Origin of the sequence: Mesorhizobium sp. M1423, from assembly GCF_040317575.1 — a bacterium.
Taxonomy (GTDB): domain Bacteria; phylum Pseudomonadota; class Alphaproteobacteria; order Rhizobiales; family Rhizobiaceae; genus Mesorhizobium.
The window spans coordinates 212,520-225,094 of the sequence record NZ_JAMYKU010000008.1 but is presented as its reverse complement, the minus strand read 5'-3'; the positions used below and the strand labels follow the sequence as shown (position 1 = coordinate 225,094).

Genomic DNA, 12,575 nt, shown 5'->3' with positions numbered 1-12,575 from the left:
GAGAGCGAAGAGCCTTCTGACACGAGAGAACGATCTATGTCCACGATGTCGCCTACGCTTACGAGACGCCACTTGCTCGCCATCTCGGCAGCTGCTGGAGCCATTGGAATGTTGCCGTCGAGCATGGCCGCTGCGGCTGCAAGCACAGCTGTCAGGCACTTCCGCATTGACGTTCCGGAAGCGGCGATCACCGATCTTCGTCAACGTCTGGCGGCGATGCGCTGGCCGGATAGCGAGACCGTCGGTGACCAGTCGCAGGGCGTCCAAGTTGCGCGGCTTCGCGAGTTGGTCGAATACTGGAGGGCCGACTACGACTGGCGGCCGATCGAGGCTCACCTCAACAGGCTGCCGATGTTCGTCACCGAGATCGACGGCCTCGACATTCACTTCATCCATATTCGTTCGCCCCATGCCGACGCGTTGCCCATGATCATGACGCATGGCTGGCCCGGCTCGATTCTGGAGTTCCTCAAGGTCCTGGGTCCCCTTACCGACCCGACAGCGTTTGGTGGTACCGCTGAAGACGCCTTCCACCTGGTCGTGCCGTCGATCCCCGGCTTTGGCTTCTCCGCAAAGCCGACTGGGACCGGGTGGGGCTCCGACCGCGTCGGCAGAGCGTGGGGGCTTCTGATGCAGCGGCTGGGCTATGATCGCTATGTCTCGCAGGGCGGCGATTGCGGCTCGGTGGTTTCGCATCGAATGGCACTTCAGAACGTAGCCGGGCTTATCGGAATCCATGTCAACATGCCGGGCACCGTCCCGAGCGAGATCGCTTCGATCCTTGCGGCCGGCGGGCCGGCGCCGAAAGACCTCCCCGACGATGAAAGGAAGGCGTTCGAGGCTCTCGATAAATTTTATAGGGACAGTTCCGGTTATGCGGCGATGATGGTCACGCGACCTCAGACCATTGGCTACTCGCTTGTCGATTCGCCGGTTGGGCTTGCAGCGTGGATCTACGAAAAGTTCGCCCAATGGACTTACAGCGACGGACGGCCGGAGCGCGTGCTGACCAGAAAAGAGATGCTCGACGACATCTCGCTCTACTGGCTGACTGCATCTGGCGCGTCCGCCGCGCGAATTTATTGGGAAGATCATTCCAACAACTTCAATGCGGTCGACATTCCGTCGCTGCCCGTCGCGGTGACCGTGTTCCCCGGTGAAATCTACTGCGCGCCGCGCAGCTGAGCCGAACGCTGCTACCGCAATCTCATTTACTTCAACAAAGCGGAGAATGGCGGCCATTTCGCCGCCTGGGAACAGCCGGAAATCTTCACACGCGAAGTACGAGCAGCCTTCAGATCGCTGCGTTGATTAAACGCTTCTCATGGAGGGGATGCAACGATGACCACACAAACCAGACGGCTCTACACCGGCAAGGTCCATACTATCGGCGGCCGCGATGGTTCCTCCCGCAGCTCCGACGGGAAACTTGACGTCAGGCTTTCGGCGCCTGGCGGCTTCGGTGAAGGCACTAATCCGGAACAGCTTTTTGCGGCTGGCTGGTCGGCTTGTTTTGAAGGCGCCATGGCGATCGCAGCACGCAAGATGCAGGTGACTCTGCCCGCTGAAACGGCAATCGACGCGGAGGTCGATCTCAACTCCGGCGAAGACGGCTTCTTCCTCAGTGCGCGTCTAAGTGTGAGCCTTCCCGGCCTGGACCCTAGCGTGGCGCGCGCGATCGTCGACGCCGCACACCAGACCTGTCCCTACTCGAAAGCAACACGCGGCAACATCGAGGTAGCGATTGACCTCGCGTAGCGCACCCTCTCGTCAAATTCCTTTATCCGAACTGGAGCCACCAATGCAGACTGGAACCATCCCCGAATTCATCGACCTTGATCGCCGTCGACTCCTGGCAGTCGGAGCCGCAGCCATGGCGATGGCGCAGCTGGCGACGGTGCGACCGGCAAGCTCGCAAGGCGCATCGTCCAAAACGTCGTTCGCAGCCCTGAAGCAGGTAGATGCCGGCCTGCTCAGTGTCGGCTACGCGGAACAAGGTCCCACGGATGGCCCCGCAGTCATTCTGCTACACGGCTGGCCTTACGACATACACAGCTACGTCGAGGTCGCGTCTCTGCTTGCGGACGCCGGCTACCGTGTCCTTGTTCCGCATCTCCGCGGATACGGGACGACCCGCTTCGTTTCGGACGCAACATTCCGCAATGGCCAGCAGGCTGCGCTCGGCGTCGATCTCATCGACTTCATGGACGCGCTCGGTATCGAAAAGGCGATCCTCGGCGGCTACGACTGGGGCGCGCGCACCGCAAATGTCGTTGCGGCTCTCTGGCCGGAGCGCTGCAAGGCCATGGTTTCGGTCAGCGGCTACCTGATCGGCAGCCAGGCAGCCAACAAGGCGCCGCTTCCGCCGCAGGCTGAACTGCAATGGTGGTACCAGTTCTACTTCGCCACGGATCGGGGCCGCGCGGGATATGCGAAAAACACCGACGATTTCGCCAAGCTGATCTGGCGGCTCGCCTCGCCGCGCTGGAATTTCGACGACGCGACCTTCGCCAGGAGCGCCGCGGCCTTTCGTAATCCTGATCATGTCGACATTGTCATTCACAATTACCGCTGGCGGCTCGGCCTTGCCGACGGCGAGCGTCGTTATGACGAGATGGAGGAAAAGCTCGCCAAGGGACCTATGATCGGCGTTCCAACCATCACGCTCGAGGGCGATGCTAATGGCGCCCCGCATCCCGATCCGGCGGTGTATGCGAAGAAGTTCTCCGGCAAGTACGAACACCGGCTTGTATCGGGCGGCATAGGCCACGACCTGCCGCAGGAAGCGCCGGAGGCATTCGCCAAAGCCATTGTCGACGTCGACAGCTTCTAAGCGCGGAGAAGAAGCATGATGATGATGAAACGATACGTGGCGATTGCAGCCGTCGCCGCCTTGTCTGCGGCAATTGCGATCACATGCGTGGCGATCGACCGAGCCGGCGCTCAGGAAACGTCGCAGGCGTCGCCGATCTACGGCGTGACCTTGCCGGACGGATACCGACACTGGGAACTCATCGCGCCGGCGCTGGAAGGCAGGAAACGCACGCTGCCCTTCCCCGATGGCAGCGTTCTCGTGAAGCTTGCCTGGAAGCGCGCCCAGTCAGCCGAGTTCGAATCCGCCTCCGTGCCGGGCGCACCAACGACTGTGCAGGTGATGGTCAAGGATTCGAAAAAGTACGCTTCGAGCGGCGGTTGGGGTTTTGGCCGGTTCATAGACGGTAAGCCCACGGATCTGGCGCAGCACGAAACCTGTTTCGCGTGCCATGAGGCTCGCGTTCAGAACCACGACTACGTCTTCACGCGGTACGCACCGTGACGAAATTCTCGGGCGGTCACACTAAGCACAACAGCCGAAACGAAAGGAAGATGCCATGTCCCAGAGATGGCTCATAACCGGAGCTTCGCGAGGCATCGGCCGAGCCCTGGCGAATATTGTCCTCGCTGCAGGACATCGCCTCGTTGCGACCGCCCGCGATCCTGGGCACCTGGCGGACCTTGCGGATCGCTACGGCGAAGCAGTCAGGATTGCTCCGCTCGATGTGACCGATCCGATCGCCGCGCAGGCAGCCGTCCAGTTGGCGGTCGACGCATTCGGCGGGCTCGACGTCGTCGTCAACAATGCCGGCTACGGCAACGTCAATACGGTCGAAGACACAGAGCTGGAGGATTTCCGCAGGCAGATCGAGACAAACCTGTTCGGCACCATCATCGTGACCAAGGCCGCCATCCCGATCATGCGCGAGCAGCGCAGCGGCCATATCATCCAGTTTTCATCCGTCGGCGGCCGCGTCGGAGCTCCGGCTCGTGCGCCTTATTCGGCGGCGAAATGGGCCATCGAGGGATTCTCCGAATCCCTGGCGCGCGAGATGAGCCTCGTCGGTGTGAAGGTTACCGTCATTGAACCCGGTGGGTTGCGTACGGATTTCGCGGGTTCGTCGAGCAAGCTGGAACAAGGGCGTTCCGAGTACGATCTAGTGGTTGGCGAAACGGCCCGTATGCAGCGCAGCTATCACGGACGGCAGCCCGGCGACCGCAACGGGCGGCGCAAGCGATTTTGGCGGTTGCTTCCATGGATGAACCTCCGCTCCGCCTGCCTCTCGGAAGCGATGCCTTGAAGATACTGGTCCAGACAGACCTTCGGCGGCTGGAAGAGCTCGAACGTTGGCGTGAGCTGAGTGCTTGCACCGACTTCCCTCGCGACGGAACGGACGACCGGCCGGCCTCGCAGTCTGCGTCGTCCCCGTTCCTTGCACTGAACTCCACCCACTAATTCCACCCAACAACGAAAGGACCACAAAATGAAACCCTTGCTCGCAGGCTTAGCCATCCTTGCCGCCACTTTGGGCAGCGCGCAGGCGCAATCCGGAAAGCCCACTGTCGTCCTGGTGCACGGCGCGTTTGCAGATGCGTCGAGCTGGAACGGTGTCGTCGCTATCCTCGAGAAAGACGGCTATCCAGTCGTGGCCGCCGCCAATCCACTACGAGGGGTCAAGGATGACGGCGGCTACATCGCCGCCCTCGTTTCCAGCATAGAGTCGCCTGTCGTCCTCGTCGGCCATTCTTACGGGGGCTCGGTGATTAGCGAAGCCGCCGCGGGGAAGGAAAACGTGAAGGCGTTGGTCTACGTTGCCGCGTTCGCGCCAGAGGTCGGCGAAACAGCCGCGGAATTGGCCGGCAAGTTTCCGGGCAGTTCGCTTGGCCCGACGCTCGCCAAGCCAGTCGCATTGTCCGCAGGCAGCTCGGATCTCTATATTCAGCAGGACAAGTTCCACGACCAGTTTGCTGCCGACGTTCCGGCCGGCGAAGCGAGGCTGATGGCCGCGACGCAGCGTCCAATCACCGAAGCCGCTCTCAACGAACGGCAGGCGAACGCGGCCTGGAAGGCCATACCCAGCTGGTTCATCTATGGTGACGCCGACAAGAACATTCCGCCACGGGTCTCCGAGTTCATGTCTGAGCGCGCCCATTCGCGCAAAGCCGTCACCGTCAAGGGCGCGTCCCATGTCGTGATGGTGTCGCACCCTACGGCTGTGGCGGCATTGATCGAGCAAGCCGCGGGCGAGACTGCGCCGTAAAGCTGGGCATCACGCAGCGAACTACCCCTTTTCGGTAGCATCGCGGCGATCTCGGTCGTCGCCTGTGTTCCGAGATAGGTCGGCGTCTGCAAGGTTGCGGTCTTGCGGGTATGAAGCGAAGGCTAGGGCATGACGGTGTCTCCTCGTTGGCAAGCTGCCATCCTTTGGGGTGGCCTGCTCAACGACCATAGGGGTCGGACACTGCCGCTGAAATTGCCCGCAGGAATTGCGGATTCATACCTGAGTGCGATACGCCACCGCTCGCCCTAACCCCAACGTATGATTTCCGCAGCGTTGGTCTCGACATAACGTGCATCGCCAACGCGAAGCAGCCTAGAGGACGACATGTCGGGGATCGATACAAACGATGCAGCCATGCCGGATGACGCCGCGCAGCTTTGGTGGCCAGGATATTGGCCGTTGCCGGTCACGATTTGAAGCAACCAGTGAGCGTGGCCATGCTGTCGATAGAGCGCGCAGTCGATGAGGGGGTCCCGGCTGCCGCCGCTTACCGGGTGAGTATCGCCTTAGATGCGTTGAAGCGCCTCGTAGGCGAGCTGACCGACATCGCGCGACTGTCGCAGATGAACGCCTCTCTCACACCAAAACGCCGTTTCTACGCAGAGGTATGTGGTATTGACCTCCAGGTTGGCACGTCGGAACTCTTCGTGCAAACCGATCCAGATATGCTGCACTCGATAATTCGAAACCTTGTCTGGAACGCGCTGAAGTACTGCGGTCCGGGAGGGTACGGCCGCGTGAGCTGTAGGCCCGATCGCAACAGGGTCCGCATCGAGGTCGAGGACGACGGCTGCGGCATACCGGCCGCACGGCTCGACGGTATCTTCAATGTCTTTGAACGGGACGAGCAGGCCGGCCGATCCGACGGGCTCGGCCTCGGACTGACGATCGTGCGCCAACCCGCGAACCTGCCGCGACACCCGATCTGCGTCCGGTCGGTCGAGAACGAGGGCTCGGTCTTTTCCGTCGAGTTGCCGCTTCACGTTTCCGAAATGGCCTGCTAGGCGGCAGTGATACCACTTTGGGGGACGTTCGGCATGCAGCGCATTCGTGACGGGATAGTCGTTCCGGCCGAACGTCGCAGACTCAATCGAGATATCGCATGAGCAACCGCGCCTATCGCCTCGCCGCCCTCCTATTGGCGCTCGGCATCTTCCTGTTCGACGTGCTGTCGCCGCTCGAGGGGGCAATCGCGGTCCTTTATGTGCTTGTCGTCCTCATTGCGGCCCGAACCTTGCGGCGGGCCGACTTCCTGGTCGCCGCTGCCGGCACGATCGTGCTGACGCTGCTGGCCTACGCCATTTCTCACGGCATAGAGGACTTCGGTTCGCCCGCCTTGCGCGCGACTGTCAGCCTGGCGGCGATCGCCATCGCAACTGCGCTGGCACTCCAGAGCCAAGCCGCCACGGCAACTCTAGCTGCACAGGCCCGACTGCTGAACCTTTCGCACGACATGATCTTTGTTCGCGATATCCGCGGCGTCATCAACTTTTGGAACGACGCTGCTGCGGAGGTCTATGGCTGGTCCACAGCAGAGGCCGTCGGTCGGGTGGCGGACGAGTTGCTCGGCACAAAGTATCCGGCGGATCGGGCGGCTGTCGAAGCTGCGCTGCTCAAAAACGGACGATGGGAAGGGGTGTTGGAGCAGAGGACGCGAACCGCCGCGCGACTTGTGCTGGACAGCCGTTGGGCGATGCAGCGGGATCGCTTCGGGAACAACGTCGGGGTCCTGGAAACGCACACCGACATAACGGAGCGGCAGGCAGCCCATGCCGCGCTGGTAAGGAGCGAACGGCGCTACCGGCGCATGTTCGATTCAAGCCGAATCGGGGTTATCGAAGAAGACTGGAGCGCGGTTAGGGCCGAGCTTGCGAACGTCGCAAAGGCAGGGACCTCGATTTCCGAGCATCTAGTCGCCAACCCGGACTTTTGCGCGCGTGCGAGAGGGCTCATCAGGATCTTGGATGTCAACGCAGCGCTCCTGTCCATGGTTTCAGCACATGATCGCACGCAACTCCTGACTACGCTGGATGACCTCCTCGGCGGAGCCGACACGACGTTTGGCGGCGCGCTCGTTGCGTTTGCTCGCGGCGACGCCTTCTACGAGGGAGAGACGGAGATGGTCTCAAGCGACGGGAAGTCCATCCCGGTGCTGTTCACCATCACGTTTCCTTCTTTGGCCGACGACGGCGACAAGGCTCTGGTTTATGTAGTGGACATCACGGAGCGCAAGCGCGCCCAGGACGCAATCCAGCAGGCACAGGCGGAACTCGCCCACGCCGCACGCGTGGCCACCCTCGGTGAATTGACGGCGTCGATTGCGCACGAGGTCAGTCAGCCGCTCATGGCTGTGGTCACGAACGGCGAGGCAGGGATGCGTTGGCTCCGACGCGAACCGCCCGACTTTAACGAGGTGGAGATAGCGCTGGGGCGTGTTGTCGCCGAAGGGCGAAGGGCAAGCGATATCGTGAAGCGCATCAGGGTTTTCTTGAAGAAGGCGTCGTCACATCGCGACGAACTGGCCTTGCCGGCATTGGTTGAAGACGCCGCGGCGCTCGTCCAGCGTGAGCTTGCGAAGGCCAATGTACAGCTCAAGATCGAACTCCAGCCTCACCTTCCGAACATACGCGGTGACCGCGTCCAGTTGCAGCAAGTCCTGGTCAACCTCATGATCAATGCGGCGCACGCCATGGCCGGGCAGCGCGGCGCGCGCATGCAGTTCATAACGGCGGCCAAAACCGAGGTGAACGACATCGAGATCATCGTGCGGGATACCGGGCCGGGAATACCACATGAGTATCTCCAACGGCTGTTCGAGTCGTTTTTCACGACCAAGCAGGATGGCATGGGAATGGGCCTTGCAATATGCAAGACAACGGTCGAAGCGCATGGCGGGCGAATGACAGTTGAAAGTCTGCCGGGGCACGGGGCGACATTCCGCGTGACGTTTCCGTCCGGCGGCGCAAGCGCGGCCGCATGAGCAGGGCGACTTCCATGAAAGCTGTTTCGTCTCCCACAGAGCCATCTCCCTTTGTTGTTGTAGTAGATGACGACCCGAGCGTACGCGACGCGCTTGACAGCCTGTTCCGCTCGATTGGGATGTCGACCTATCTGTTCGGCAGCCCGAACGAGATGATTCAAGCCGACCTTCCCCAATCGCCGGGCCTGTCTGGTCCTGGATGTGCGCCTGCCGGGCGTCAGCGGCCTGGACTTCCAGTCGCAGATGGCGAGACAGGGCATCGAACTGCCTGTGGTCTTCATGACCGGCCACGGCGATATTCCGATGACGGTTCGCGCCATGAAGGCCGGCGCCGTCGATTTTCTGTCAAAGCCGTTCCGCGACCAGGATATGCTGGACGCGATAACCAGCGCGATCGAGCGGGACCGGCTCAGGAGGGTCGAGCGCGCGGAGAGCGAGAGCCTGCGGGCGGAATATGAAACGCTGACGCCACGGGAGCGTGAGGTGATGGGTCATGTCGTCGCCGGCCTGATGAACAAGCAGGTGGCAGGCGTGATCGGCCTTTCGGAGATCACCGTGAAGATCCATCGCGGCAATGTTATGCGCAAGATGGGCGTCCGCACGCTTGCGGACCTTGTTCGCAAGGCTGAGGCGCTGGGTATTTCCCGCCGCTGACCGGTGGAGTGCAAACCTCCGTATGATTTTCTTTCGGTCAGATGTCCTTCATGTAGGTCGCTGCGCGGTGGAGACACGTTGCCGTGTGTAACCGATAAACAGGGCCTGCCTGATTATGTCGAAGATTCCCACGATCGCGATCGTCGATGATGACGATGGCGTTCGAACCTCGCTTGCCAGCTTGCTTAGATCACTTGGATTCGAGGTGCGCAGCTACTCCTCGGCGCTTGAGTTTCTCGACGACAAAATAGGCGAAGATCTGAGCTGCATGATAGCCGACATCCAGATGCCCGGTATGTCGGGTGACGAACTTCAGGAAGTGTTGATGGCTAGAGGTCGGATATTTCCAATGATCTTCATGACGGCTTATCCAAACGAGGCAACGCGGATCAGGGTGATGTCAGCGGGCGCTCACGCCTTTCTGGACAAACCGGTCGACGCCGATGCTATCGCGGACTGCGTGGAGTTCGTTCTCCGCGACCAATCAAAACATAGTTAGAGAAATGTTCGCCCCGTTCCGGCTATCGCATGCGGACGCATCGCAAGTATATGCGGCGCAAACCGGACGCTCGACGTCAAAGTCGCATAGAGATGCAGTGCGGAACTCATCAGCCGACAGCGGACGTGCGGCTCGCTCCTGATCCTTCGCAACCTGCCGACGAGGAAACATCTGGCCAGTGCAGGGCGTAGTCCGTCGTAGCTCCAAAGATGGCGTGGGGCAAAAAGATGTCCTTGATTATCGGCGACTGCGGAATTTGCTCCGTCATTCAGCATGGGCAGCCTTGTGATGTCTCCCCAGAGAGGCGGACCACACATCATACCTGCGTATGACGCCGGGAACCTCATGTAGAATGGTTGGCGGGCGTCAAACGTTCGATGCTTTGTCCGTCATCCAGCTGCCAGCCGGCTGGTTCCCCATCAGCCTCCGCGGAGAAAGCAAATGAGCACGTTCCGGGTCAAAGACGGCACCAAGATTGCGTACAAGGATTGGGGTAAAGGCCAGCCAATCCTGTTCTCCCACGGTTGGCCCCTGGCCGGCGACGCCTGGGCGCCTCAGATGCTGTTCTTCGCATCACAGGGCTATCGGGTGATCGCGCATGACCGCCGCGGTCACGGGCAGTCGGACCAGCCATGGGAGGGCAACACCATGGACCAGTATGCCGATGATCTGGCAGAGCTAGTCGAAGCGCTGGGTCTTCGTGACATGATCTTGGTTGGCCATTCGACCGGCGGCGGCGAGATCGCCCACTATGTCGGCCGCCATGGCACCGGCAGGGTGGCCAAGATGGTGCTAGTCGGCGCCGTGCCTCCGTTGATGCTCAAAACCGACGCCAATCCTCAAGGTACGCCGCTCGAGGTGTTCGATGGTATCCGCAAGAGCACCGCCGGGGACCGTTCGCGGTTCTTCAAGGAGCTGTCGATGCCGTTCTACGGCTTCAACAAGGAAGGCGCCGAGGTCAATGAGGGCCTTCGGGACACATTCTGGTTGCTCGGCATGATGGGCGGCATCAAGGCCGAGTATGATTGCATCCGTGAGTTCTCGGAGGTCGACTACACCGACGATCTCAAGAAGATCGACACGCCGACGCTGGTGATCCACGGTGATGCCGACCAGATCGTACCGATAGCGGCTGCCGGACTGAAGACCGCCAAGATCGTCAAAGGCGCTGAACTCAAGGTTTATGCCGGCGCGCCGCATGGACTTGCCGAAACACAGGCCGACAGGTTCAATGACGACGTGCTGGCCTTCATCCGTGCGTAGGTGAAAAGGTGTTTCCCCGGGGCTTGTCGCTGTCCGCCTGCGCTAAGCCCCGACGAACTGAAAGAACAGAAAGGTTACGCCGATGGACAAGACAGTCGCAGCACTTATGGTCGACACGCTGAGTCAGGCGGGTGTGAAACGCATCTATGGGGTGGTGGGCGACAGCCTCAACGGGCTGACCGAGGCCTTGAGACAGCATGAGGGGGTGGACTGGGTCCATGTCCGTCACGAAGAAGTCGCGGCCTTCGCGGCATCCGGCGAGTCGCAGATCACCGGCCGGTTGGCGGTGTGCGCCGGATCGTGCGGCCCGGGCAATCTGCATTTGATAAACGGCTTGTTCGACGCTCATCGCAGCCGAACCCCGGTTCTGGCGATTGCGGCGCAGATTCCAACCGCCGAGATCGGCGGCGGCTATTTCCAGGAAACCCACCCGCAGAACCTGTTTGCCGAATGCAGCCACTATTGCGAGCTCGTATCGGACCCGAACCAGCTTCCCTTCGTGCTGGAGAATGCCATCCGCGCGGCCGTCGGTCTGCGTGGCGTGGCGGTGGTCGTGATCCCCGGCGACGTGGCGCTGCGTCCCGCGCCTGCGCGCGCCATTTCCTCGAGACAAAGCCTGTTGCCCGCCGCCCCCGTCGTCTATCCGGCCGCGGCACAGATTGATGCTCTCGCGCAACTGCTCTCCGGCGCGTCCAAGGTCACGCTTTTCTGCGGGCGGGGCTGCGCGGGTGCCCATGGGCAACTAATGGCGTTGGCCGAGGTGCTCAAGGCGCCGATCGTGCATGCCTTGGGCGGCAAAGACCAAGTCGAATACGACAACCCCTATGATGTCGGGATGACCGGCTTCATCGGTTATTCGTCGGGCTACGCGGCAATGCACGCTTGCGATGTGCTGCTCATGCTCGGCACCGACTTTCCATACAAGCAATTCCTGCCGACCGACTGCAAGATCGTCCAGGTCGACATCCGCCCCGAGAATCTGGGTCGGCGGGCCCGCCTTGAGCTTGGGCTCGTCGGCGATGTCGGGCTTACGATCGAGGCCTTGTTGCCGAAGTTGGAAGATAAGCCGGACAGAGCGCATCTGGATACGGCGCTGGCCAATTACCAGAGGTCGCGCAGAGGGTTGGATGATCTGGCCACGGGCGCTCCAGGCCGTTTGCCCATTCACCCGCAATATCTCAACAAGGTCGTCAGCGACGTGGCTGATGAGGACGCGGTCTTCACCTTCGACGTGGGCACGCCGACCATCTGGGCGGCGCGCTATCTCAGGATGAACGGCAAGCGGCGCATGATCGGCTCACTGGTTCATGGCTCAATGGCCAACGCCATGCCGCAGGCGATCGGCATCCAGGCGTCTCAACCGGGCCGGCAGGTCATCTCGTTGTCCGGGGATGGCGGCTTCACCATGCTGATGGGCGATCTCATCACGCTCAGGCAGGAGAGCCTGCCGGTGAAGGTCGTCATCCTCAACAACGGCGTGCTCGGTTTCGTCGCCCTGGAGATGAAGGCGGGCGGGTTCCTCGATACCGGCGTGGCGCTCGACAATCCCGACTTTGCGGCCATGGCGCGCGCGATGGGCATTCACGCCATTCGCGTGGAGGATCCGGGCGATCTGCCCGGCGCCGTCGCCGACATACTCGCCCACGATGGTCCTGCCGTCCTCGACGTGGTCTCGGCTACGCAGGAATTGTCGATGCCTCCGACGATCGAGTTGGCCCAAGTCAAGGGGTTCGGCCTCTGGATGCTGCGCGCGGTGATGAGCGGCCGCGGAGACGAGGTCGTCGATCTGGCCAGGACGAATCTGCTGTCACGGTGATTGGAACGACGTCCACGACATTGGCAATTCAACAAAGGCGGGCGGACAACGCTGTCACCAGCGGGTCCGGTTCCGCCGGCTGACCAATGCCTCCCGCACTGGAGATCGACCATGCTGCAACATTGCGGACATGAAAAGACGATCCGGACCGTTACCCCGGGAGCCTGGGGTGCCAGGAATGCCTGGAGATCGTCCAGGAGTGGGTCCACCTGCGGCTTTGCCGGAATGCGGCGATTTCGGAATGGCCGAATCCGACCTTCCGATTTT

9 protein-coding genes and 3 pseudogenes are annotated in these 12,575 nt (G+C 61.5%); all 12 read left to right on the top strand.

From position 1 onward, the window contains the following. Positions 1-36 precede the first annotated feature (36 nt). The 12 genes and pseudogenes from NKG95_RS13125 to poxB all read left to right on the top strand — a co-directional run bounded on the left by NKG95_RS13125 (position 37) and on the right by poxB (position 12,308). Positions 37-1,311: pseudogene (locus NKG95_RS13125) on the top strand (epoxide hydrolase family protein). A 30-nt stretch (positions 1,312-1,341) separates the two neighbouring features. Beyond that, positions 1,342-1,758 carry an organic hydroperoxide resistance protein gene (locus NKG95_RS13120; protein WP_353040988.1) on the top strand — a complete coding sequence of 139 codons (417 nt, stop codon included), beginning with the start codon at positions 1,342-1,344 and terminating at the stop codon, positions 1,756-1,758. 43 nt (positions 1,759-1,801) lie between these two features. Then, positions 1,802-2,833 carry an alpha/beta fold hydrolase gene (locus NKG95_RS13115; protein ID WP_353040986.1) on the top strand — a complete coding sequence of 344 codons (1,032 nt, stop codon included), beginning with the start codon at positions 1,802-1,804 and terminating at the stop codon, positions 2,831-2,833. A gap of 21 nt (positions 2,834-2,854) precedes the next feature. Beyond that, on the top strand, positions 2,855-3,316 hold the full coding sequence (locus NKG95_RS13110) for a cytochrome P460 family protein (RefSeq protein ID WP_502913947.1): 462 nt from the start codon (positions 2,855-2,857) through the stop codon (positions 3,314-3,316). A gap of 55 nt (positions 3,317-3,371) precedes the next feature. Beyond that, positions 3,372-4,270 (top strand): annotated as a pseudogene (locus NKG95_RS13105) (oxidoreductase). A gap of 28 nt (positions 4,271-4,298) precedes the next feature. Next, entirely contained in the window at positions 4,299-5,075 is a 777-nt protein-coding gene (locus tag NKG95_RS13100; RefSeq protein WP_353040982.1) for an alpha/beta fold hydrolase, read from the top strand. A 458-nt stretch (positions 5,076-5,533) separates the two neighbouring features. After that, entirely contained in the window at positions 5,534-6,100 is a 567-nt protein-coding gene (locus tag NKG95_RS13095; RefSeq protein WP_353040980.1) for a sensor histidine kinase, read from the top strand. Between the two features lie 98 nt (positions 6,101-6,198). Then, positions 6,199-8,076, top strand: coding sequence for a PAS domain-containing sensor histidine kinase (locus NKG95_RS13090; protein ID WP_353040979.1), 1,878 nt, complete (start codon positions 6,199-6,201; stop codon positions 8,074-8,076). Between the two features lie 14 nt (positions 8,077-8,090). Further along, positions 8,091-8,730, top strand: a pseudogene (locus NKG95_RS13085) (response regulator transcription factor). Positions 8,731-8,845: 115 nt separating this feature from the next. Continuing rightward, entirely contained in the window at positions 8,846-9,229 is a 384-nt protein-coding gene (locus NKG95_RS13080; RefSeq protein WP_353040977.1) for a response regulator transcription factor, read from the top strand. Between the two features lie 441 nt (positions 9,230-9,670). Continuing rightward, positions 9,671-10,492, top strand: coding sequence for an alpha/beta fold hydrolase (locus tag NKG95_RS13075; protein ID WP_353040975.1), 822 nt, complete (start codon positions 9,671-9,673; stop codon positions 10,490-10,492). Positions 10,493-10,574: 82 nt separating this feature from the next. Beyond that, positions 10,575-12,308 carry a ubiquinone-dependent pyruvate dehydrogenase gene (poxB, locus tag NKG95_RS13070; RefSeq protein WP_353040973.1) on the top strand — a complete coding sequence of 578 codons (1,734 nt, stop codon included), beginning with the start codon at positions 10,575-10,577 and terminating at the stop codon, positions 12,306-12,308. Positions 12,309-12,575 lie beyond the last annotated feature (267 nt).